Source organism: Actinacidiphila oryziradicis (assembly GCF_005047355.1).
Lineage (GTDB): Bacteria > Actinomycetota > Actinomycetes > Streptomycetales > Streptomycetaceae > Actinacidiphila > Actinacidiphila oryziradicis.
In genome coordinates this window covers 1-21,484 of sequence record NZ_SUMC01000075.1, presented here as the reverse complement: position 1 = coordinate 21,484, position 21,484 = coordinate 1, and the positions used below count along the sequence as shown (strand labels likewise).

The 21,484-nt window shown below is 67.6% G+C and carries 22 protein-coding genes and 3 pseudogenes; 16 read left to right on the top strand and 9 right to left on the bottom strand.

Translation table 11 applies throughout. From position 1 onward, the window contains the following. Positions 1–40: 40 nt before the first annotated feature. The 12 genes and pseudogenes from FCI23_RS41105 to FCI23_RS41050 form a co-directional block, all read left to right on the top strand. Positions 41–985 carry an ABC transporter permease gene (locus FCI23_RS41105; protein ID WP_136729225.1) on the top strand — a complete coding sequence of 315 codons (945 nt, stop codon included), beginning with the start codon at positions 41–43 and terminating at the stop codon, positions 983–985. Then, the gene (locus FCI23_RS41100; protein WP_136729224.1) at positions 982–1,896 is read left to right on the top strand and encodes an ABC transporter permease; all 915 of its coding nucleotides are present in this window, start codon (positions 982–984) and stop codon (positions 1,894–1,896) included. The genes FCI23_RS41105 and FCI23_RS41100 overlap by 4 nt, the downstream gene beginning before the upstream one ends. Before the next feature lie 11 nt (positions 1,897–1,907). Next, positions 1,908–2,948 (top strand): ABC transporter ATP-binding protein, encoded by a 1,041-nt coding sequence (locus tag FCI23_RS41095; protein ID WP_169317172.1) that lies wholly within the window; start codon positions 1,908–1,910, stop codon positions 2,946–2,948. Next, a complete protein-coding gene (locus FCI23_RS41090) occupies positions 2,941–3,984 on the top strand; it encodes an ABC transporter ATP-binding protein (RefSeq protein WP_136729222.1) in 1,044 nt (347 codons plus the stop codon). Before FCI23_RS41095 ends, FCI23_RS41090 begins: the two co-directional genes overlap by 8 nt. Next, entirely contained in the window at positions 3,981–4,925 is a 945-nt protein-coding gene (locus FCI23_RS41085; RefSeq protein ID WP_136729221.1) for a Gfo/Idh/MocA family protein, read from the top strand. Before FCI23_RS41090 ends, FCI23_RS41085 begins: the two co-directional genes overlap by 4 nt. Next, positions 4,922–6,079, top strand: a complete 1,158-nt coding sequence (locus FCI23_RS41080) for an aminotransferase class V-fold PLP-dependent enzyme (RefSeq protein WP_136729220.1) — start codon at positions 4,922–4,924, stop codon at positions 6,077–6,079. The genes FCI23_RS41085 and FCI23_RS41080 overlap by 4 nt, the downstream gene beginning before the upstream one ends. Continuing rightward, positions 6,076–6,930: an amidohydrolase family protein gene (locus tag FCI23_RS41075; protein ID WP_169317171.1), complete on the top strand. Its 855-nt coding sequence runs from the start codon at positions 6,076–6,078 to the stop codon at positions 6,928–6,930. The genes FCI23_RS41080 and FCI23_RS41075 overlap by 4 nt, the downstream gene beginning before the upstream one ends. Beyond that, positions 6,927–7,700: a cysteine hydrolase family protein gene (locus FCI23_RS41070; RefSeq protein ID WP_169317170.1), complete on the top strand. Its 774-nt coding sequence runs from the start codon at positions 6,927–6,929 to the stop codon at positions 7,698–7,700. Before FCI23_RS41075 ends, FCI23_RS41070 begins: the two co-directional genes overlap by 4 nt. Then, positions 7,697–8,971 (top strand): amidohydrolase family protein, encoded by a 1,275-nt coding sequence (locus tag FCI23_RS41065; RefSeq protein ID WP_136729217.1) that lies wholly within the window; start codon positions 7,697–7,699, stop codon positions 8,969–8,971. Before FCI23_RS41070 ends, FCI23_RS41065 begins: the two co-directional genes overlap by 4 nt. Next, positions 8,968–9,441, top strand: coding sequence for a RidA family protein (locus FCI23_RS41060; protein WP_246144561.1), 474 nt, complete (start codon positions 8,968–8,970; stop codon positions 9,439–9,441). Before FCI23_RS41065 ends, FCI23_RS41060 begins: the two co-directional genes overlap by 4 nt. Next, positions 9,438–10,475 carry a D-cysteine desulfhydrase family protein gene (locus FCI23_RS41055; RefSeq protein ID WP_136729216.1) on the top strand — a complete coding sequence of 346 codons (1,038 nt, stop codon included), beginning with the start codon at positions 9,438–9,440 and terminating at the stop codon, positions 10,473–10,475. The genes FCI23_RS41060 and FCI23_RS41055 overlap by 4 nt, the downstream gene beginning before the upstream one ends. A 672-nt stretch (positions 10,476–11,147) precedes the next feature. Further along, a pseudogene (locus tag FCI23_RS41050) lies at positions 11,148–11,320 on the top strand (IS3-like element ISRhosp5 family transposase); the annotation flags it as partial. A gap of 10 nt (positions 11,321–11,330) precedes the next feature. Here FCI23_RS41050 and FCI23_RS41045 read toward each other — a convergent pair. From FCI23_RS41045 to FCI23_RS41035, 3 genes are read right to left on the bottom strand one after another with little or no spacing between them, the layout of a single operon-like run. Continuing rightward, positions 11,331–12,092 (bottom strand): LamB/YcsF family protein, encoded by a 762-nt coding sequence (locus FCI23_RS41045; protein ID WP_136729215.1) that lies wholly within the window; start codon positions 12,090–12,092, stop codon positions 11,331–11,333. 55 nt (positions 12,093–12,147) lie between these two features. Further along, positions 12,148–12,783: a pyroglutamyl-peptidase I family protein gene (locus FCI23_RS41040; RefSeq protein ID WP_136729214.1), complete on the bottom strand. Its 636-nt coding sequence runs from the start codon at positions 12,781–12,783 to the stop codon at positions 12,148–12,150. Continuing rightward, complete coding sequence (locus FCI23_RS41035; RefSeq protein ID WP_211265679.1) at positions 12,780–14,447, bottom strand: purine-cytosine permease family protein; 1,668 nt, start codon at positions 14,445–14,447, stop codon at positions 12,780–12,782. Before FCI23_RS41035 ends, FCI23_RS41040 begins: the two co-directional genes overlap by 4 nt. 196 nt (positions 14,448–14,643) lie before the next feature. Here FCI23_RS41035 and FCI23_RS41030 point away from each other — a divergent pair, with 196 nt between their 5' ends. From FCI23_RS41030 to FCI23_RS41020, 3 genes are read left to right on the top strand one after another with little or no spacing between them, the layout of a single operon-like run. Continuing rightward, a complete protein-coding gene (locus FCI23_RS41030) occupies positions 14,644–15,369 on the top strand; it encodes a GntR family transcriptional regulator (protein ID WP_246144560.1) in 726 nt (241 codons plus the stop codon). Position 15,370: 1 nt separating this feature from the next. Beyond that, positions 15,371–15,991 carry a 5-oxoprolinase subunit PxpB gene (pxpB, locus tag FCI23_RS41025; protein ID WP_407646103.1) on the top strand — a complete coding sequence of 207 codons (621 nt, stop codon included), beginning with the start codon at positions 15,371–15,373 and terminating at the stop codon, positions 15,989–15,991. After that, the gene (locus FCI23_RS41020) at positions 15,985–16,860 is read left to right on the top strand and encodes a 5-oxoprolinase subunit C family protein (protein ID WP_136729212.1); all 876 of its coding nucleotides are present in this window, start codon (positions 15,985–15,987) and stop codon (positions 16,858–16,860) included. The genes pxpB and FCI23_RS41020 overlap by 7 nt, the downstream gene beginning before the upstream one ends. A gap of 201 nt (positions 16,861–17,061) precedes the next feature. Here FCI23_RS41020 and FCI23_RS60940 read toward each other — a convergent pair whose 3' ends face one another. Both FCI23_RS60940 and FCI23_RS41005 read right to left on the bottom strand, forming a co-directional pair. Continuing rightward, entirely contained in the window at positions 17,062–17,310 is a 249-nt protein-coding gene (locus FCI23_RS60940; protein WP_246144564.1) for a transposase, read from the bottom strand. Positions 17,311–18,050: 740 nt separating this feature from the next. Then, positions 18,051–18,512: a hypothetical protein gene (locus FCI23_RS41005; protein WP_136729211.1), complete on the bottom strand. Its 462-nt coding sequence runs from the start codon at positions 18,510–18,512 to the stop codon at positions 18,051–18,053. Between the two features lie 179 nt (positions 18,513–18,691). Here FCI23_RS41005 and FCI23_RS41000 point away from each other — a divergent pair, with 179 nt between their 5' ends. Beyond that, positions 18,692–19,048, top strand: coding sequence for a hypothetical protein (locus tag FCI23_RS41000; RefSeq protein ID WP_136729210.1), 357 nt, complete (start codon positions 18,692–18,694; stop codon positions 19,046–19,048). Between the two features lie 224 nt (positions 19,049–19,272). On the opposite strand, the gene FCI23_RS40990 is transcribed toward FCI23_RS41000, so the two are convergent. From FCI23_RS40990 to FCI23_RS60930, 4 genes and pseudogenes are all read right to left on the bottom strand, one after another. Next, positions 19,273–20,319 carry a tyrosine-type recombinase/integrase gene (locus FCI23_RS40990; RefSeq protein ID WP_136729209.1) on the bottom strand — a complete coding sequence of 349 codons (1,047 nt, stop codon included), beginning with the start codon at positions 20,317–20,319 and terminating at the stop codon, positions 19,273–19,275. 24 nt (positions 20,320–20,343) lie between these two features. Beyond that, positions 20,344–20,685, bottom strand: coding sequence for a hypothetical protein (locus tag FCI23_RS40985; RefSeq protein ID WP_136729208.1), 342 nt, complete (start codon positions 20,683–20,685; stop codon positions 20,344–20,346). 11 nt (positions 20,686–20,696) lie between these two features. Beyond that, positions 20,697–20,783, bottom strand: a pseudogene (locus FCI23_RS60935) (glyoxalase); the annotation flags it as partial. Then, positions 20,746–20,946, bottom strand: a pseudogene (locus tag FCI23_RS60930) (hypothetical protein); the annotation flags it as partial. The pseudogenes FCI23_RS60935 and FCI23_RS60930, both read right to left, overlap by 38 nt. Positions 20,947–21,484: the final 538 nt, after the last annotated feature.

The following is a 21,484-nucleotide window of genomic DNA, read 5'->3' as shown; positions in this document are numbered from 1 at the left end:
GGTGCCGCTCGTAGCGAGCGAAAAGACTCCGGTGATCTAAATGCTCAAATACGCGCTTTACCGGCTGTGCCTGGCGGCGCCGCTACTGTTCTTGTTGTCCATCCTCACGTTCGTCTACATCCAGATCATCCCCGGCGACCCGGTGGCCGGCATGCTCGGCCCGGGCGGAAATCCCACGCTCATCAGGCAACTGCGCCACGAGCTGGGCCTGGACCAGTCCATCCCCAGCCAGTACGGGCACTGGCTGTCGAACCTGGTCACCCACGGTGACCTCGGCATCTCCTTCATCACGCGCCAGCCGATCACGCCGGTACTGGTGAACCGCATCCCCGCGACGCTGCAGCTCACGGTGACCGGGCTGATCTTCACTGTCGTACTGGGCTGGCTGGGCGGCTTCCTCGCCGGCGCATTCAAGGACACCTGGATCGACCGGACGCTGTCCGGCCTGACCCTCGTCGGCCTGTCGACCCCGATGTTCTGGATCGGCACGATCCTGATCCTGGTATTCGCCGTAAACCTGCGGTGGCTGCCTGCCGGAGGTTACGTCCCGCTCGCCGTGGACCCGCTGCAGAGCATCAAGGACAGCTTGATGCCGGGCTTCGCGATGGGGCTGGGCCTGGCACCCTACCTCGCGCGGATGACCCGCGCCGCGACCGTCGAGGTGCAGCACGAATCGTTCCTGCGGCACGCCCGAACCAAAGGCCTGCGGGGAAACACGGTGCTGTGGCGCTACGCCGCGCGCAACGCCGTTCCGTCCACCGTCGTGGTCATCGGCTTGCAGGTGGGATCGCTGCTCGGCGGCCAGGTGATCGTAGAGCAATTGTTCAACTGGCCGGGCCTGGGCCGGCTGCTCGTCGAAGGCGCCATCCAACGTGACTACTACACGGTGCAGGCAGTGATCCTGGTCATCGCGGTGCTCTACGTCCTGCTGAACCTCGCAGCAGAATTGGCGCACGCCGCCCTCGACCCGAGGATCCGGCTGTGAGCGCGCCCGCGGCGTCGACCGCCGCACCGGTCCTGGCTCCCACGCGGCGCGCCACACTGCGCTCGCGCGGCCTGCTCAACGGACGCGTCGTGTTCGGCAGCACCCTCGTGCTCATCGTGGTCGCCGTCGCCGTGGTGGGCATGATGTGGACGCCGTACCCGGCCGACGCACCCAACCTGAACGCGCGCTTCGCCGCGCCGCAGATGCACCATCTGCTCGGCACCGACGAACTGGGCCGCGACATCCTCAGCCGCGCCATGGTCGGCGCACGCACCTCGCTGATCATCTCTGTGAGCGCAGTCGCCATCGCGGCAGCGATCGGCACGGTCATCGGCTTCCTTACCGGTTACCTGCGCGGCGTCATCGACATCGTGCTCAGCCGGATCATCGACGCGATGCTGGCGGTGCCGGCGCTCGTCCTCGCCCTTGGCATCGTCGCGATGCTGGGTGCGTCAGCCACATCGGTGACGGTGGCGCTGGCGGTGGCCTACACACCGACGTTCGCGCGGGTCCTGCGCGGTGTCGTCGTGGCGGCACGCGACCACACCTACGTCGAGGCCTCGCGCGGCCTCGGGCTCCCGGCGATCGTCGTCGTGGTCAAGGACCTACTGCCGTCCGTGCTGCCGATCATGGTCGTGCAGGTCACCACGTCGCTCGCCTGGGGAATTCTCGACGAGGCGAACCTGGGTTTCCTCGGTCTCGGCGTGCAGCCCCCGGCGCCGTCCTGGGGCTCATTGCTCATCGAGGGCCGCCAGTACATGTACGACGCGCCGTGGCTGTCGATCGGCGCGGGCGCCTTCGTCGTCATGGCGGTGCTCGGCGTCAACACGCTCGGGGACGGGCTGCGGGACGTCCTCGACCCGAGGGCGTGGACCCGGCGACACAACTACCGAAAGCGCGGTGGGAAATGACGGCAGCGGCGATGACACACACCGAGCCGCCCGAGGCGCTGCTCACGGTGCGCAACCTTTCCGTACACTTCCACACCGGTGACACGACCGTGCGAGCGTTGGACGACGTGTCGCTTACGATCAACCGCGGCGAGATCGTCGGGTTGGTCGGCGAGTCCGGATGCGGCAAGAGCACCCTGGGCATGTCGCTGCTGCGGCTCATCGAGGCACCCGGCGAGATCGCCGGCGGAGAGGTGATCTTCGACGGCCGCGACCTCGTTCCGCTCCCGGAAAAGGAGCTGCGTCAGGTACGAGGCCGGGACATTTCGCTGATCGTCCAGGATGCGCTGGCCGTGATGAATCCGGTGACGCGCGTCGGCGAGCAGCTCACTGAGGTGCTGCGCGACCACGGACAGGGCAATCGCGCCGAGCGGCGGCTGCGTGCGCGCGATGCGCTGGCCGCCGTCGGCTTCCCACGCCCCGAGCACAGCCTGCGCAGCTACCCGCACCAGCTCAGCGGCGGCATGCAGCAGCGGGTCTCGATCGCACAGAGCCTGCTGCTCGAACCGAGGCTGGTCATCGCCGACGAGCCGACGACCGCGCTGGACGTCACCGTGCAGGCGCAGGTATTGCAACTGCTGACGAGCGCCTGCCGAACCCGGGGAACCAGCGTCCTGCTCATCACGCACGACCTTGGCGTCGTCGCCGAGACCTGCGACCGGGTGATGGTGATGTACGCGGGACGGGTGGTGGAGAGCGGGCCGGTACGCCAGATCTTCACCGCACCGCGCCATCCCTACACCGTCGCGCTGTTGGAGGCGTTGCTGCCGCTGCGGGGTGCGCCGCCGCCCGTGCTCCACGCGCTTCCTGGCCAGACCCCGCAGGCCAACGAGTGGGCCAGCGGGTGCCGCTTCCATTCAAGGTGCCCGCGCCGCGCTGCTCTCGGCAATCCCGCGATCTGCGAGGCGGACGAACCCGCATTGCGCGGTGCGGGCCCGCACGACGTCGCCTGCCACTTCCCCAGTGACGAGCCGTCCGCGAACAGAAAGGGTTCGGTGACTGTAGATGAGTGAGCCGGAGGTGGTGTTCCGCCTGGAGTCGGTGACCAAGGAGTTCGGCAACGGCCGCAGCCTTCTCGGACTTAACAGGTCCGCCGGCGTGCGCGCGCTCGACGACGTGAGCATCGAGCTGCGGCGGGGCGAGGTCCTCGGGTTGGTCGGGGAGAGCGGCTCGGGGAAGACCACGCTGGGAAGGATCCTCGTCGGCGCGGAGCGGGCGACGTCCGGCCGGGTGTGGTTCGAGGGCACGCCAGTAGAGGCGCTGCGCGGAGGTGCGTTGCGCAACTTCCGCAAAAGCGTGCAAATGGTGTTCCAGAACCCCTTCACCTCGCTCAACCCGCGCCGCACCGTACGGGACGTGCTGAACTCCGGCTTCGCCGCGCGCGGGCTGCGCCGCGGCGCGCAGCGGGCGGCAGCGATGGCCGAACTCATGCCAAAGGTGGGTCTGAGCGAAGCGTTCCTCGACCGGTACCCCCACGCGTTCAGCGGCGGACAACGGCAACGCATCGTGCTCGCCCGCGCGCTGACCGTCGAGCCGTCCGTACTCGTCGCCGACGAGCCGGTCTCAGCGCTGGACGTGTCGATTCAAGCGCAGATCCTCAACCTGTTCGTCACGCTGCGCCGCGAGCTGAACCTCAGCATCGTCATGATCACCCACGACCTGCGGGTCGCCAACTTCCTCAGCGACCGCATCGCGGTGCTGTACCGCGGGCAGCTCGTGGAACTCGGCACGCGCGAGCAGATCATGGAGCACTCGCGGCACCCCTACACCCGGATGCTGCTGTCGGCCGCGCCGACCGGTGACCCCGACGCGCCCCACAACCGGCCGTGGCTGGTGGGCGACGCGACGCCAGCCGACGCGATGTCCGGCGGGTGCGTGTTCCGCGACCGGTGCTGGCTGCGCACGATCGTGAGCGACCCCGACCGGTGTGCCACCGAGCAGCCGCGGCTCGCCGCTATGGAAGACCAGCACTCGGCGGCCTGCCACTTCGCCGAGCAGACCGCGACGGCGGCCGGCGTCTTGCTCGTCGAAGCCGAGGAATCCGCATGACGCTGCCACGGATCGCATTCCTCGGACCCGGCGCCATCGCCGCAGAACACGCCCGCGCGTTCCGGCAACTGGGCTGCCCGCTCGCGGCGGTCATGGGTCCGGACGCCGAGGCGGCGGCGCAGTTCGCCAAGCGGCACGCGGTGGCCCGTTCAACCGACACGGTGGCCGACATCGTGGACGCCGACGACGTCGACGCGGTCGTCGTCGCCTCACCGAGCGGCGAGCACGCCGGGCAGGCCCTCGCCGCGCTGCGCGGCGGGAAACACGTGCTGTGCGAGATACCCCTCGGGCTGTCCCTGGCCGAGGTGACCGCTGCTGCCGAAGCGGCAGGAGACCGGATCGCCATGGCCTGTCACACCCAGCGCTACCTGCCGGTGGTCTCGGCGCTGCGCGCGCGGGTCGTCGCCGGCGAGTTCGAACCGATCAGCATGTCGATCACCTCAGCGATCTACCGCCGCTCGAACGTCGGCTGGACCGGCGAGCGGCGCGACTGGGCCGACGACATCATCTGGCACCACACGACCCACGCGGTGGACACCAGCTTGTGGCTGCTCGACGACGGCATCGAGTCCGTGCAGGCCCTGGCCGGTCCGGCGGACCGGGAAACCGGACGCCCGCTGGACCTCGCGCTCGCACTGCGTACCCGCACCGGTCGGCTCGCGACGATCGCCATGTCCTACAACGCGATCCGGCCCGTGAGCGAGGTGTCGGTCTTCGGCCGCTCGGAGACCGCCCGGATCAGCAACTGGCAACCCTCGCATGCAGCGGCGTCCGAGCCCAACGACCTGCTCGGAAAGGCAGCGTTCGCGCAGGCCCAGGCGTTCCTGAGCGCGATCGCCCAACGTCCCGGCTCCTGGCCGTCGTTCCGCGACGTGCTGCCGACCTACCGCGTGATCCAGCAGGTCTACGACCAGATCCGTCAGGAGAGCTCACCAGCATGACCGCACTGATCAACTCACCGGACCTCGCGGCGCAAGTTCGCGACCAGTTCCCCGGGACCAGTTCCGGGGTCTACCTCAATACCGCGGCGGAGAGCCTGTTCCTCGGCTCGCACATGCAGGCGCTGAACAACTATGCCCTGCGAAAGAACCTCGGCTCGCGCGGCCGGGACGCATGTGCGCAGGTCGAGTCGCACTGTCGCACGCTGGTGGGCGAGCTGTTGTCGGTGGACAGCCGGCACGTGGCCTTCCTCGCGAGTACCTCGCGCGGTCTCGACGCAGTGATCAAATCAATCAGCTGGCGGCCGGGCGACAACATCGTCTTCGCCGAGTCGGAGTTCCCGAGCACCACCTTCGCCGCCGTGCACCTCGCGAGTGCCGGCGTCGAGCGCAGGGTGGTGAGGGGGCAGGACGGCCTCGTGCCCACCGACTCCTACGCTGCCCGGATCGACGAACGCACGCGGCTCGTCGTTGCCAGCCTGGTCAGCTACAAGAACGGCTTCATGGTGGACTTGCCGGCGCTCGCCGCCGCTGCCCACGAGCGCGGCGCGCTGCTGTTCGTCGACGCGGTGCAAGCCGTAGGAGCAGTCCCGGTCCAGGCCGGTGTCGCCGACTTCCTCTGCGCCGGGACGTACAAGTGGCTGCTCGGAGCGCATGGCCTGGCGATCTTCTACGTCAACCCCGACGTCCTCGACCAGCTCACCCCGCCCTATGTCGCGTACCGCGGCGTCACCGACCTGTTCGCGGCCGACCGCCTGGAACGCTTCGAACTCATGCCGGACGCTCGCCGGTTCGAGGAGGGCATGCCCAACTACATCGGCCTGCACGTCCTGGAGAACGCGCTGGAGTTCGTGCTGTCCGTCGGCGTCGAGGCCATCGCGGCATACAACGCCGAACTGGTCGCGGTGGCGATGCAAGGTCTGGCTGACCTTGGGGTGGAACTGCTGACACCGCGCCAGCCCGAGCGCCGCGGATCGATCGTCTCCTTCGCGACGGCGTGCGATGCGGAAATCACTCGCCGCCTCGCCGAGCGCGGGGTCAGCGTGTGGGGACGCGACGGCCGGGTGCGCATCGCGCCGCACCTCTACAACACCGTCGCCGACGTTGAGGCATTCCTGCACCACGTGGCGCCCGTCCTGGCCGAGGTGCAGCGGTGACCGGCTCGACGATCATCGACGCGCACACCCACGTCACCGCCGCTTCCGGCAGCGGCGTGCCGCGCAGCCCGCAGTTCCCGAACGCGCCGATGTTCACGGCCCCGGTCGAACAGCTGCTGGAGGCGATGGATACAACCGGGGTCGACCAGGCCGTTCTCATCCAGCCGAGCCTCTACGGATTCGACCACTCGCAGCTGCTGCGCTGCCTGGAGGCGCACCCCAACCGGTTTGTCGGCATTGCCTTGGCCGACCCGGTGGGTCCAAATTTCCCCGACGAGCTCAGCGAGTTGGTGCAGCGGGCGCCGATCCGGGGGATCCGGCTCGCCCCGCTGATCGCGCCGGAGCTGGGCTGGTTCGACGCGGCGGCCGAGCCGATGTACGAGGCGGCCGCGCGCCTCGGGCTCAGCGCGAACCTGCTGATCACCCCCGCCGTCCTGCCGGTAGTGGATCGGTGGGTTGCAGCGCATCCCGACCTGACGATCGTCGTCGATCATCTCGCCCGCCCCGACCTCGACCCGCAGAGCCCGGGAACGATCTCCGACAACCTGCTGCGGCTCGCGCGCTTCGACAACGTAAACGTCAAAATGTCCGCGCTGCCGGAGATGTCGAGCCGCCCCTACCCGCATCAGGACATCCGGCCGTGGGTGCGCGCGGTCCTGACCGAGTTCGGCGCGCAACGCCTCATGTGGGGTTCGGACTTCCCGTACACGACCGACACGGACGGATACATGCAGGCGCGCACCGTCCTGGACGAATGCGAGGTCGGCGATGCCGAACGCAGCCGCATCCTGTCCGGCACCGCCGCCGCCGTCTACCGACTGCCAGCATTCACGGAAGGGCCAAGCCTATGACCATTCCCTCACTCCAACTGCCTGCCCGTTACTACCGCACGTACCCAGTCCAGGCGCCGCTCGGCTACGTGGAGGAGACGCTGGACCTCGACCTGCGCCGGACCGCGTTCCTGCTGGTCGACGTGAACGGTCTCGGCTTCGACGGCGACGACCCGCAGCCGGCGCCGGGCCTGCCCCCGCTCTACGCCGACCAGGCCAAGGCCAGCCACCGGATCGTCCTCGACCACATCGCCCCGGCCAAGCGGGCGGCCGTCCAGGCCGGCATCCCCATCGTCTACCTGTCCAACCACCTGTCGCCGACGCTCAACGAGCACAGCGAGTGGCGGAACCTGTCCCTGCGCGTGCACAACATCGACGTTCTGCAAAGCTGGCAGGAGCCGAACGACATCCTCGCCTACTCCGAGGTGATCGCACCCCAACCGGGAGACTTCCTGGTGAAAAAGCAGCTCTACAGCGGGTTCTTCGAAACCCAGCTCGACTCGCTGCTGCGCAGCCTCGACATCTACAACCTGATCACCGTCGGCTTCGACAGCCGGATCTGCCTGCACACGACGGTGATCGACGCCATGTACCGCAACTACCGGGTAACGGTGCTGCGGGACGCGATCGGCACGTCACCGCTGGCCAACGGCGACGACGCCGAGACCGACGACGGCAAGTGGGCCGACGCCGACGCGGTGCGGTTCATTGAGACCAACGTCGGCTACACCGCGACGAGCCAGCAGTGGATCGCGGCCTGCGAGGCGCACGTGCCCGGGATGCCGGCATGACCGAGTACTGGATCCGCTGCGGCGCGCTGGTCACCGGGAGCGGCGAACCGCTGCTCCCGGATGCGGTGGTGCACGTCGCCGACGGCATGATCGCAGGCGTACACGCCGCCAACGAGCTTCCAGCGGACATCGACGCCGACCGCATCGTTGACCACTCGACGGCGACCGTCGTTCCCGGCTTCGTCGACGCCCACGTGCACCTGCTGTTCACCTGCGACGTCGACCACGAACTCACGCGGGCCAGCGTCGAGCACTCCGCCCCCGCACAGCTGGCCTTGATCGGCGCACGCAACGCCATGGAGTGCCTGCTCGGCGGCGTGACCACCGTCCGCGACTGCGGCGACATCGGCTTCACCACCCTGGACATCCGCGACGCCATCAGCGCCGGCCGCCTGCCAGGACCGCGGATCCTCGCCGCCGGCCCACCGATCACCACGACGGGCGGCCACCTGCACTGGTGCGGCAACGCGGCCGACTCCATCGACGAGATCCGCAAAGCCACCCGCACGCTCTGCACGCGCGGAGTGGACATGATCAAGGTCATGGCCAGCGGCGGCAACATGACCCGTGGTTCCAGCAAGCTGCAGCCGCAGTTCCAGACGCACGAAATGCAGGTTGTCGTGGAGGAGGCCCACCGACTAGGCCGACGGGTGGCCGCGCACGCGCTGAACACCGAGAGCATCCGCCGCGCCGTCGCCGCCGGGGTGGACACCATCGAGCACTGCATCTGGGTCAATGACAAGGGCGAGCCCGACCTCGACCTTGACCTGGTCGACGAGATGGCGCGGCGCCCCGTGTCGGCGACGTTGACGATGGCCGGAATCGCCCGAGTGCTGCTGCCCGATGCCGAGCCCGCTGACCAGGTGGAGCTGTGCGCGGCGCACGCCATGTCCGCGACCGGCAATCTGTACGATGACTTCGCCTTCGCCCGCACCATGCGCGCAGCCGGCGTCCACGTGTCCGTGGCGAGCGACGCGGGCGTCCGGTTCACGCCGTTCCGCGAGTTCGGCCGCACGGTGGAGTGCACCATGCAGGCGCTCGGCGTGCCGTTCAGCGAGGCGATCGCGATGTCGACGCTGCGCTCGGCCGAGTCACTGGGGCTGGCCGACCGCGTCGGCAGCATCGAGGCAGGCAAGGCGGCAGACCTCGTGGTGCTCGACGGCGTCGCCGACGAGGCGACGCGGCGCATCGGGCCGATCCGTCAGGTGTGGCGCGACGGCGCCCTATTGGTCAACAACGGCCAGCTGGCCGTCCCGGAGGTGACATCGTGAACGATCAGATCGCACAGCGGCTCGCAGGCCTCGGGCTGGAGCTGCCCCAGCTGCCTGCCCCGCGCTACCACTACATACCCGCGACTCACACGGGCGAGCTCTGGTTCTTCTCCGGCAAAACACCCATCGTGGCGGGTGCGCTGCTGCACCCGGGCCGACTCGGGGACCTCTCGGTCGACAAGGGGCGGCAGGCGGCGCGCGTCGCCGCGTTGAACCTCCTCGCCGCGATTGAAACCGAGCTCGGGCTCGAGAACGTCAGCCGCGTCCTCAAGATCACCGGATTCGTCGCGAGCGCTGACGGATTCGTCGAGCAGCCCACGGTCATCGACGCCGCATCCGAGCTGCTCGTCGACGTCCTGGGGGACGCCGGCCGCCACGCGCGCTCGGCGATCGGCGTCGCTTCGCTCCCGGGCAACGCGGCGGTGGAGGTCGAGGCGATCGTGTCCGCAACGAGGAGGCAAATAGCATGACCCACGTCCGCACCTACACCGTCGACGAGATCCAAGAACGCATCGACGCGGTGCCTCGGGTATCGCTAGCCCACCTGCCGACCCCGCTGGACGACTGCCCAAACCTCTCTGGCGAGTTGCGCCGGACGATCAGCATCAAGCGCGACGACTGCACCGGTCTCGCGTTCGGCGGCAACAAGGTCCGCCAGCACGAGTTCATGCTTGCCGATGCGATCGCCGCAGGCGCGGACTGCGTGATCCAGGGCTCGGCCGCGCAGTCCAATCATTCGCGCCAGCTTGCGGCGGCCTGCGCCCGGCTCGGCCTCGACGTCTACCTGGTGCCCAAGCTGGACGAGAAGAGCTCGCCAGTACAGGGCAACTACCTGGTCGACCACCTGCTCGGCGCGACGATCCTCCCGATCGACGCCGCCCAGAGCACCGCGGCGCGCAAGGCCGAACTGGCCGAGGAGCTGCGGGCGCAGGGCCGAAGCCCTTACGTCGTCGGCATGGGCGCCACCCGCAGCCTGGTGCTCGGCGCCGTGGCCTACGTCCAGACGCTGCTGGAGATCGTGCGGGCGCGGCCGGACGCCGTCCCGGACTGGATCTTCTCCGCGACGCAGGGCAGCACCCTCGCCGGGCTGCAGCTCGGCTGCGAGCTGCTCGGACTTCCGACCCGGCTCGTCGGCGTCTGCCCGATGACCGCCGACCATGAGGCGTACCTGAGCCCGGAGCAGATCGCCGAGCTCGCGCAAGGCGCCGCGCAAATGCTCGGCGTATCGACGCAGATCACTGCCGACCGGATCACCACGACGCTGGACTATGTCGGCGAGCGCTATGGCGTGCCCAGCGTGGCAGCCATCGAGGCCATCCGCCACCTTGGAGCGGCTGAAGGGATCTTGCTGGACCCCGTTTACTCGGGCAAGGGATTCGCCGGCTTGCTGGACTACTGCCGGGCCGGCCGCGTTCCTGAAGGCGACAACGTGGTGTTCGTTCACACAGGTGGCCTCCCGGCGCTATTCAGCTATTCCGAAGAATTGATGGCCAGTCAGACATGAAGGCCTAAAATTTGCATCGGCGGGCCGGGCATGCCTCTGCGTGTTCGCGAGCGAGACGGTTCGCAGTCGCGCAGTTTGGTGACGGATGGGGCTGCTGAGAGCTCGAGTTGAGGGGTGGGCACGGCCTTGAGTGATCATCGGATGCTGACTCCGTGTGACCGCAAAGGACCGTGCCCGGTGCCATCCTCGCTGATCGATGTCCTTGGCCTCCCGCGTGAAATCCGGGCTCTGGCCGCTGGTGTGGCCACACCCGGGGTGGCCTGCGGCTTCCTGGCCTTGGCCTGATGCGGCGTACGCCCGGATCGGGAGCGGGTCGCTGGTGGTCATTTTGAGACGGTAGGGCTGTCAGGGGGTGTCGTGGATGGGGGGTCAGGACGCGCCTGTAGAGTGCCGAAAGTCACGCACTGCCTCTGATCAGGTACTTTGCAGTACCCGCCGAGGGTGGCAGGGTCGGATTTCATGGCGTTGCGCGTGTTCTACCTGATCTTCCTGAGGCTCCTCGGACTGCTCCTGCTGCTCTCCGGCTCGCAGGGCGCCAAGGATGTCGAGCTGCTTGCGCTGCGCCATGAGAACGCCGGTCCTGCGCCGCCAGCTCGGCGTCCGGCCACGCCTTGCCTGGCCGGACCGCGCCGTGCTCGCAGCGCTGGCCCGGCACCTGTGGGGCATCGTCGGGTGCACCTGCGCAAGAGGGTCCGCATCGCGATCCCCGAGCCGTCCGCGACGCCGGTGCCGGATCTGTTGCGGCGTGACTTTACCGCCGCCGAGCCGAACACCCGGTAGGTGGGCGACATAAACTGCTGGTCGGCAATGGCCATTTCCTTTACCTGGCCACGGTGTTGGACCTGCGCAAAAGTGTCAGCGTGGCGGGGAGAACGCAGCGACGGTGACACCGGCCTCGTGCAGGGCCGTACGGACGGCCTGTGCAAGGTTCACGGCGCCCGGGCTGTCGCCGTGAACACACAGCGAGGCGACAGGAATGCGAATATCGGTGCCGTCGATAGCGGTGACGGTGTGCTCAGTGGCCATGCGGACGGCGCGGGCGGCAACGAACTCGGGATCGGTGAGGACGGCCCCGGGTTCACGGCGTGAGACGAGGCGCCCATCAGGGGTGTATGCGCGGTCCGCGAATCCTTCGGCCACCGAGGCGATGCCGGCGGATTCCGCTGCGGCCGAAGCGGCGGAATCGGGCAGGGTGAGCAGCGCCAGCGTGGGGTCAAAGTCCTTCAGCGCGGCCACCACCGCGGCAGCGAGTTCCGCATCAATCGCGATACGGTTGTAAAGGGCGCCATGTGGTTTGACATAGGAGACTCGGGTGCCGTAGGCGCGGGCAATGGCGTCGAGAGCCCCGATCTGGTAAAGGACATCGTCAGTGACCTCTTGCGGCGGCAGGTCGAGGTTGCGTCGGCCGAAGCCGCGCAGATCCGGGAAGGCGACGTGGGCGCCGATCGTGACGCCTCGGTGGGCGGCGGTCACGGCGGCGCGGCGCATGATTTGCGGGTCACCGGCATGGAATCCGCAGGCGATGTTGGCGCTGCTGACGATGCCCAGCAAGGCGTCATCGTCGCCCATCGTCCATGCACCGTAGCCTTCGCCTAGATCGCTGTTGAGGTCGATCATCGCTCCTCCTTGGCGCGGTGTTCGCGATGTGTGCGTGTGCCGAGTATGAGTGGCATCAGCTGAGGGCCCCGGATTCCAGTGGCAGATCTGGTCCAATGTGGCTGGTCGCCACGTCGACGGCGATCCGGACCGCCTGCTCCATCACATCCAAGCTCATTGAGGGCGTGGGGGCGGCTGCCGGCGTGGGTAGCGCCGGCAGGTGAATGAATCCGGCCCGGAAGCCGCCGTCGCGCCCTTGGTGTGAGAGCAGGTAAAAGAGCTGGTTGCAAAGATAAGTGCCAGCGGTATTGGAAACATAGCCCGGCAGTCCGGCCGCCCGCCAGGCGGCGAGGATCGCCTTGAGCGGCAGACTGGCAAGGTAGGCGTCGGGTCCGTCTACGATCACGGGTTCGTCGACGACTTGCGCGTTCTCGGTGTCCGGTATAGGGAAGTCGCGGACATTGATCGCGACCCGTTCGAGCGCCGGCGCCATACGGCCCGGGGCAACGCCAAGTCCGAGCACGAGGCGGGGCCGGAGGCCCTCCAGCGCGGTCGCCAGCGCCGGACCGATCTGGCCCGTGGCAACGGGGAGTACGACACCCGTGATGGTGTTCTCGCCAATGCGCTGTCCGTTCAGGGCACGCGCGAGGAGACCACTTGGGTTGTCGTTCTGGTCGGAGAATGCGCCGAATCCCGTAACGACGACGTTCACGCGCCACGCCCAGACGCGACAGGCTTGCTCAGGCGGATCAGGACAGGTGGTAGGACCGGGTCGCCGTCTCGAAGTCCCTTGGCGCTCTTGCACAGGTCGCGGCAGGACTTCTCCGCCGAGCAGCACACCGAGCAGATCGACCCACGGTGGAAGGGACAGCTGACGAACTCCGCGAGCTCGAAGCGCTGCTGGCAAGTGATGCAGTTCTCATGCTCCGACTCAGGCACGGTGGTCACCACCGCCTCATCGGTATCTCCGGTGCCCACAGGTGGCAGCGCGGGATCGATATTGCGGGCTACCGTCGCGGGCTGGTAATAACGCCCCCGCGTCGCGGCCGCTATCACCGGAGCAAGGACGAACGCGAGCCCGCCGGAGACGAACGGAGCCAGTGTCTGGCCAAAGGGACCGGCGAGGCCGAACGCAAGCGGCAGGCCGACGATAAGGGCACCTGCCAGCGCGCCGACACCGACGGGGTTGAACTTGTACGTGTGTGCCCGCTTGTAGAGGAAGTTGGCCGGCGACAGTTTGAGCAGCTTCTTGTTGATGACGATGTCGGAGGTGATGGCCATGATCCAGGCCATCACGAAGACACCCTCGAAGGTGAGGACCGCGTTGAGGTGGCTGAACACGCCGCCGAACATCAGTGCGGTGCCGGCGACGGAGGTCAGCACGACCCAGTACTGCCGCCCCGGGGTGATGTGGAAGACCCGGCAGAAGAAGTTCGCGTACGCAAGGGAGCCGGAGTACACGTTGGTCACATTGATGCGGAGCTGAGTGACGATGACGAACAGTACGCCCCATACGCCCATGAGGCTGGTCAGATAAGCACCTGGGTTCGTCGAGCCGCCGAAGGACAGTGTGAGCCAGGCGCCCAGCAGCGTGCACCCGCAGAACGTCAGTAGCTGCGAGACGAACCCGACGGCGAACGCGCCGCGCGTGCGGTTTTTTGCGGGGATGAAGCGGCCGATGTCGGCGGCGATGGTCGCCTGCGAGATGAGGGCCAAGACGGCGGCGAGGACCTGTAGCAGTGCGGGACCGGCCGCAGGGTTGGCGGGATGGGCAGGTTGGTACGACCAGAACGGCAGTGCCTTTGTGCTTGTCGCCGCTAGGTAAACCGTCCAGCCGAGGAAAGCGAGGTAGATGGGGATCGTCGCCCACATCAGCCAGTTCACGACCGTCATGCCCCACCATGTCAGTGGGATGAATACCACGCCTATGACAACGTAGATCGACCAGTTCGGGATCACCGGCCAGCGGTCGTGCACGGCCGTCGCCATGATCGTGCCCTCGAACGCGAAGAACATCAGGAAGTTGAAGCTGTAGATCAACGAGGTGATGGCCGAGCCCATGAACCCAAAGCCGGAGCCTCGGGTGATCAGGTCGGAGTCGAGTCCGGTGGCTGAGGAGATCCGCGCCAGAATAAACGCCACCCCGCCAATGAATACGGTGCCAACCACCATCCCAATGACGGTGTTCACCGTGCCGTAAGCCATGGCCAGCTGACCACCCCAGGCGAGGAAGAACATCGCGGTGGCGACGCCCATCATCACGCCCGTCAGGGAGATGGCGCCCCAACGCCGGTACCCGGCTGGTACATGGCGCAATGCATAGTCTTCCCGGCGTTCCTCCCAGCCCGCGGCTTCGCCCGAACTTGCCGTCATCATGCCCACCTTCTTTCGTCTGCCCACCAGCGCTGGAAACTGCGATCGTGCCGGTGTCAGCCCCAACACCTCGACGAGCCAGGGCTAGACTGTAGGCGTTGTTCAACAATCCAACAAGAGGGGTTGGACGCTCAGCGGAACTGCGGTTAGATCAGTGCACATGATGGAGTGGAGGTGCGCGGGCTTGAAGGAGGTGGGAGTGGTCGACTGGTCGGCTGAACTGAGCGCCGGTGCTGCTCTGCTCGCCCAGAGCAGTACCGCGGACCGGGTGGCAGAGGTGCTGCGCACGCGGATCGTCGAGGGGCTACTGGCGCCGGGTACACGGCTGTCAGAGGAAGCCATCGGGGCGGCGCTCATGGTCTCCCGCAACACGCTTCGCGAGGCGTTTCGGCTGTTGTGCAAGGAACACCTTGCGGTACACCAGATGAACCGCGGGGTGTTCGTACGCGTTCTCTCGGTGGATGACGTCGTCGACCTCTACCGGCTGCGCCGACTGATTGAATGCGCCGGGGTGCGGGCGATCGGGCAATGCCCGCCAGGCACCCTCGATGCGGTGCGGGTCGCTGTCGATGATGCCGAACGCGCGGTCACATCAGCGCGCTGGCGGGATGTCGGCACCGCCGACCTGCACTTCCACCAGGCATTGGCCGGCCTTGTTGGCAGTGCCCGTGTCGACGAACTGATGCGCGGCGTGCTGGCCGAATTGCGCCTGGTCTTCCACGTCATGCCCCGGCCGCAGCAGTTTCACCAGCCCTATCTGGTGCGCAACCGGGAAATCCTCCAGTTGCTGGAAGCCGGGGACGGCACGGCTGCTGAGGCGGCTTTGACCAGCTACCTTGACGACGCAGAGCGCGAGCTCATCAGTGCCTATCGGGAGCGCGGAATCGGGTCGCAAGCGGTCGATGACGAGCGCGAGCACGGCTGACGTGGTGAAGATACTGCCGGTTGGAGACCGGGCGCTTTTGCTGGAACTCGACGGGCCGGCCGAGGTGCACGCTCTGCACGTGGAAATCGAACGACGCCGACGGGACGGCCGGCTGCCTGCTGTTGAGGAGGTGATCCCGGCGGCGCGCACTATTTTGATTGACGGCCTCGCAGACCCGATGAGGTTCGCCCGCGAGGTTACCGACTGGCAGGTGCCGCCGGCCGAGGTTGATGATCGGGGGCTGGTCGAAGTGCCCACCATCTACGACGGCGCCGACCTCGAGCAAGTGGCACGCCACTGGCATATGACCACCCGCGAGGTGATCGCCACGCACGCGTCCGTGGAGCACCGGGTCGCCTTCTGCGGGTTTGCGCCAGGGTTCGCCTACATCACTGGGCTTCCCCCCGAATGCACGGTGCCCCGACGTGCCAATCCGCGCACCGCGGTCCCTGCTGGAAGCGTCGCACTGGCTGGCGAGTTCACCGGTATCTATCCGCGCCCGTCACCCGGCGGATGGCAGCTGATCGGCCGGGCGGAAGTCAGCCTATGGGACCCCAACCGTGATCCGGCGACCCTACTCAGTCCGGGCACCCGTGTCCGTTTCGTCGAATTGGGATCATGATCCGTTCCGTTGACGTCCTCAAGGCTGGTTCGCTCACGACGGTGCAGGACCGCGGTCGGATCGGCCTCGCGCAGCTGGCTGTGCCGCGCTCGGGTGCCCTCGACGCGCCGGCATGGCGGCTTGCGAACCGCCTTGTCGGCAACCCCGAAGACGCCGCCGCACTGGAGACGACCCTGACCGGACCGGTGCTGCGGCCACGCGTTGCCTGCCACATTGCCGTCACCGGAGCGTGGTCTCCGGTGCTCGTCGACGGCCGACCCGGCCCATGGGGTATTCCGATATGGGCGCGGCCCGGCCAAGTCGTGGAGATCGGCACCGCGACCCGTGGTCTGCGTAGCTACATCGCCATCTCGGGAGGGCTCGCGGTCGACCCCGTCCTCGGCAGTCGATCCACCGACTTGCTGTCGGGCCTGGGCCCATCTCCACTTCGTGACGGCGATCTGCTGCCGCTCGGCACACAAACGGGGCCACCCGCCGCCATCGACTACGCCCCTTACCCGCCTCCACCCACTGAACTCAAGCTGCGCATCGTCCTCGGTCCCCGCCACGATTGGTTCACCGACGCGACGCTTGCCGCATTCACCCAGGCCACCTACACAGTGACCACCTACAGCAACCGCATCGCCCTTCGACTCGAGGGGCCGCCATTGCAGCGCCGTCACACCACCGAGTTGCCAAGCGAACCTGTCGTCACCGGCGCCATCGAAGTACCATCGGACGGAAATCCGTTGATCTTCCTCAATGATCACCCCACAACGGCCGGCTACCCGGTGGTCGCCGTCGTCGCCGCTGACGACCTCGCCGCCTGCGCACAGGCTCGTCCCGGCACCACCGTTCGGCTGTGGGTGCGGCCCGCTGCCATGCGTTGACCCTGGGTTTCCTCCACCATCAACGACCGTCGGCACTCAGGTGGATCTTGGTGGTGAAGCCTCCTGGGGAGCGAACGAGTGCCTCACCTCCTGTACCACCTCCACCAGGCGGGCGCGCAGTCTCGCTCACGGCACCCCGCTCTGGTGTGCCATCGCCCCCTTTTGGCTCTGTCGCCGATCTTGTGATCCACAATGGTTCGCTCACCGAGCGAACAGTACGCGTTTGTGCAGGAGATCAAGATTCGCGCGGCCGTACATTTGCCGTTTAAGCATCTTGACGCGATTATTATTTCCCTCGACTGGACCGGAATTATAAGCGAGCGTCAGTCCATTGCGGACGGCATCCAGATCGCGGCGGAGATTGCGGGCGAACGACGCCAGCGCGGGCAGAGTATCGATTTCGACTATGGCAATCCATTCTTCGAGTCGGCCACCGCCCAGCTCAGTCATCATGACCGCGAAAGACCGGACGTGTTCGGCAAGCCGAAGACCGACCGCGTGCGCCGCGGCCTCTCCCAGCTCCTGCTCGGGCAGTCGGCCCAGCAGGTTCACCGCATCGGTGACCAGGGCATCGACCAGCTCGGCACGGGCCTGCTCGTCATTCCGGGTCTTCGAAGTTAGTGGGGGTCGGCGGCCGTCCGGTGCTCCTCCGTGACCAGTCAGACGACGGTCAGCCCCTGTCCCTGCTGGACCCTCGCCAGCCCGGCGGCCACGGGGAGGAGCATCCCGCGTGGCCGCACCCCCACTAACTTCGAAGACCCGAAGCCCCGGCGCCGTACCCGTGTGGTCCGGCGCGACGGCCGTGACCCGCTCGGTCTCGGCGAGGCGATCACGGCGATGATGACCGAGCGCGCCTGGGCCGCACCGGCCGCCGGCGGCGACGTCCTCGCCCAGTTCGACAGCATCGTCGCCGCGGCCGTGCCCGAGTTCGCCGGTCACACCCGGCCGTCCAGTACACGACTCCCGACGGAAGCCGTACAGGGAACGCACGCACTCGCCACTCCTCAATCGCAGGAAGAACGAAGTCCCCTATGTGCACATCACCCCCAAGCAGTGCTGTTGTGCACGTATGTCCAGCAACCCCCAGCGCAACAGTCCACCACAGCATCAAAACCCCGAGAGAACATCCGCCCGAGTTACCCGGACTTATCTGAGACAGGACAGCGACCACCTATGAAACGGGATCAGGGTCAGCTGTAGCCCAGAAGAGACTGCCTCGCCAGGTCCACGGTGAAGGTCGCCGGGGGGTAGTTGCCGGTCGGCCCGTTGTCCCGGCCCAGCAGGAACACCGTGACAGCGTACTCGAACGCCTGCCGAGTCTGGTGGTAGACGGACGACTCGAACTTCAGGAACCGCTTGGCAGCCACGCTGTGCCCGGTCGACCCGGCCGTGCACGTCAGCAGCTCGGCGAGGGCCTTGTCCAGAGCGAGGTACCACCGGTTCAGGCCGTCGGCCATCTCGGCGAGCAGGTAACGCACGCCCGTCGCATCGAGTCCGGGGCCCAGACGGATGAGATCCTTCGGCTCGATGCCCTCCACCAGGTCCCCGACACCGTTGATCGCCTTGCGGTAGTCGGAGATGGCCGCGAGCTCCTTCGCGGTGAACGGGTCGGTCCCGATCTCGAATTGGCTCAGGGTGTCGTCGTGCGTCATCGCTCGCTCTCGGTGTGCTCGGGGCCGACCGCGGGGTGCAGCAGGCAAGGGCTTCCCGTTTTCACCGGTCTGGATGGCTGTCCGACAACCGATCGGTTAATGGACGCCCTCTTCCCGACCGGCAGTCAGCTGCCATGCTAAGCCGCTGAACTCCCACCTCCACCCCCTTGGAGAGCAGCATGGACCTGAGCGCCACCGGCGAACCCGTCATCGTCCAGGAGGACACCCAGGTCCACGTCGGCATCGACCTTCGGCCGGGCACTCTCACGCTCACCCGGAACGGTATGGACTTCGCGGCGTACCACGCCCTGGTGCAGTTCGCCTCTGTCCATGCGAACTCATGGGCGGCGCAGGAGGTCAAGTTCTCGGTAAAGGGGCCGGACGGCAAGTCCGTGGGTTTGACCGTGGATCTCCTCAACGACGCCTGCGACGGCCCCCGGGCTGGCATTCCCGCCGCAATCTGGAAGGTCGTGACCTTCGCCGCGACCTCCGCTGGAGACGTCGGCATCACCTACGCGCCTCCTGGCCGCGCCTGATGTAGGGATACCAGGGACGGGCCTGTTCGTCCCGACGCCGCGGCCGGAAACCCTTACCGGCCGGACCGATCCGCAATTCTGAGGTTCCTCAGCCGGTTGGGAGTGATCAGGGCGAAGGTCTGCGAGGGGCCCGGGTGCTCGCGAACTCGAACTGGGCCACTGCCTACGCACACCCGCCGAAGGGCCCTGCGAGTGCGACCTCTACCTTCGCTGCTCGAAGTTCCTCACCACAAGCGAGTACGCTCCGCGCCTTCGAACCCGGCTGGCCCGCGAGCAGCAGCTCGCCCAGGACGCCGTCGAACGCGGCTGGCCTTGCGGCAGGCGATCTCCAGGGCGTCCTCGTAGAGGAAGTGACGGCCCATGGGCTTCCCGCGCCGCATGAACACGTAGCGGACAGGCCGCTGGGCCCATGCGTCGTGGCGGGCTGCGGCGTTCGCGGCCTTGGCCGCGTCGATGAGCTCACGCAGGGCGTCCGCTGCTTGGGGGTGCAGAGGGACCATGCGCTCGGTGTAGGTCTTGCCGACCGGGATCCGCAGCCGCGGATAGCCGTCGGGGTAGGCGTCCAGGCAGTCCAGGGTCAGCCGTGCGATCTCCCCGCGCCGAGCGCCGTTCCAGCGCAGCAGAAGCAGAGCCGCTCGTTGGTGCGGGTCTTCGAGTTCCTCGACCGCTTCCATGAGGCGGTCAAGCTCGGCCCGGGGGATGAACCGCGGCAGTGCGGAGGGGAGTTTGGGCATGTCCGACCGGCCGAGGAGTGGCCGGCCCGGGACGTCACTCCAGCCCCATTGGCTGGTCTCGCGGAAGAACTGAAGCAGCAGGCTGAGGTAGGTGTAGCGGGACCGCGCGGTCAGCGGCCGTCCGGTGCGGGCGTTGGTGTGCTCGTGCAGGTGGGCCATGAAGCCCTCGACGTGCCGGCGCTCCAGCTGGGTCATCGCATCGACGTCAGGGTGGGCATCGGCGAGCCAGCGCAGGAAGTAGCGGAAGGCGTCGCGTGAGTGGCGGACCGACTCCGCCCGGTCGCTGGTCTGCAACCGTCCCGACAGCCAGCGCGTCACCGGGGCGGCGAGTGCCGGCGGCGTCTTGGGAGGGGTGAGTTCGGTCCGCCAGAGTTCGGCGGTCTTCAGGCCGTGGAACGGCGGCTCGGGGACCTGTCCGATGTTGAACAGCAGCACATGGACGCCGTGCAGCCTGGTCAGACACGCCTTCTGGTACATCGCGGCGAGCTGGCCCATGGGCATGCGGCGGCGTGCGTTGGAGACATGGCCGGCCCGCACGAACCCGGCCTCCGGCCGGGCGCATTAGCGCTTGATCTCTTCGGCGAGCGCGGTGAGGTCGTCGAGCCGGATCGCGCGCAGATCGGGGTCTCCTCGCATCAGCAGAAGGCGGGTGAAGGTCCAGGTGAGGACGGACCGGCCGCTGACAGGCGCATAGCCGAGCTGGAGCATGCGTGCGGAGAGCGAATCGAGCAGCTCCAGGTCCAGCCCGAGGCCGGCGGCGACCTTGGGGACGAAAAGGCTGTCGAAGTTCCGGCTGAGGACGTAGTCGGCGTCCAGCCGGATGCCATGCACCAGCGAGAGGTAGGCGAGGTAGGGGCCTGCCTCGTGGGACGGCCCGATGCGTTTGCCCGGCTCGTGCGCCACACGTCCGTGCAGTAGCCCCAGAGCGACTTCGCGGCAGGTTTCAGCGACGTGGCGCCGGCGTCAAGAGCGGCGTCGATGAAGCTGTCGACGGTGGCCGGCCGGCGCTTCTTGATTCCTGACCGGTCTTGTCACCTGCTTCGCCACACACGGCGGCATCCCCTCCGCAGCGCCCGCTGCACGGCGCCGGTAGGCGCTGGGCGGCATGCCGACCAGCTCGGTGAAGCGGGTGCTGAAGGTGCCCAGCGATGAGCAGCCGACCGCGCCGCCCGGCGCGCGGCTCTCCGAGCTGGACCGCTGCCGAGGGATCAACTCACCGGAACCTCCGTTCGACCGCCGGGCGAACTGTTCTGCAAGAGAACCGGTTCTGAGGATTCTCAGAGGCAGGCATGGCACTGTGTGCCTGCACTGATCATCATCATCTCCCGCAGACCGCGCCAGCACGGCGACAGGCGCTGGCACCAGTCGCGAGGCCGGTGGGTACGAGCAGTTCGCCGGACGAACCGCGGGCGGGGAACAGGAGGATTACAGTGTGATGCGCACGTCCCTCTTCGTGGCAGCGACCGCCGTCGCGGCCGCTGGCGCGATCGTGACACCCCAGACAGCCGTCGCCGCGTCAACGGCCCCGATCAGTAGCATCTACTCGGCAGCTCAGACCCGAATTCGCAGGTAGTGGTCGACGATCGGTCAGGTTGTTGCCTGTCTGGCCGTCAGGTCCGTTGAGGGGACGTGGGTAGGGGTGTGGCCCGGGTGTCGCGTCGGGTGGGCGGCTTTCCAGGGCGAGTGGTGAGTGGTTTGGCCC

Excerpts from the sequence above, each read along its gene's own strand:
- FCI23_RS41005 (WP_136729211.1), bottom strand. The coding sequence starts at position 18,512 with ATGACGCACGACGACACCCTGAGCCAATTCGAGATCGGGACCGACCCG.
- FCI23_RS41080 (WP_136729220.1), top strand. The coding sequence starts at position 4,922 with ATGACCGCACTGATCAACTCACCGGACCTCGCGGCGCAAGTTCGCGAC.
- FCI23_RS41070 (WP_169317170.1), top strand. The coding sequence starts at position 6,927 with ATGACCATTCCCTCACTCCAACTGCCTGCCCGTTACTACCGCACGTAC.
- FCI23_RS41090 (WP_136729222.1), top strand. The coding sequence starts at position 2,941 with ATGAGTGAGCCGGAGGTGGTGTTCCGCCTGGAGTCGGTGACCAAGGAG.
- FCI23_RS41095 (WP_169317172.1), top strand. The coding sequence starts at position 1,908 with ATGACACACACCGAGCCGCCCGAGGCGCTGCTCACGGTGCGCAACCTT.
- FCI23_RS41065 (WP_136729217.1), top strand. The coding sequence starts at position 7,697 with ATGACCGAGTACTGGATCCGCTGCGGCGCGCTGGTCACCGGGAGCGGC.
- FCI23_RS41035 (WP_211265679.1), bottom strand. The coding sequence starts at position 14,447 with ATGATGACGGCAAGTTCGGGCGAAGCCGCGGGCTGGGAGGAACGCCGG.
- FCI23_RS41105 (WP_136729225.1), top strand. The coding sequence starts at position 41 with ATGCTCAAATACGCGCTTTACCGGCTGTGCCTGGCGGCGCCGCTACTG.
- FCI23_RS41000 (WP_136729210.1), top strand. The coding sequence starts at position 18,692 with ATGGACCTGAGCGCCACCGGCGAACCCGTCATCGTCCAGGAGGACACC.
- FCI23_RS41045 (WP_136729215.1), bottom strand. The coding sequence starts at position 12,092 with ATGATCGACCTCAACAGCGATCTAGGCGAAGGCTACGGTGCATGGACG.
- FCI23_RS60940 (WP_246144564.1), bottom strand. The coding sequence starts at position 17,310 with ATGACTGAGCTGGGCGGTGGCCGACTCGAAGAATGGATTGCCATAGTC.
- FCI23_RS41085 (WP_136729221.1), top strand. The coding sequence starts at position 3,981 with ATGACGCTGCCACGGATCGCATTCCTCGGACCCGGCGCCATCGCCGCA.
- FCI23_RS41055 (WP_136729216.1), top strand. The coding sequence starts at position 9,438 with ATGACCCACGTCCGCACCTACACCGTCGACGAGATCCAAGAACGCATC.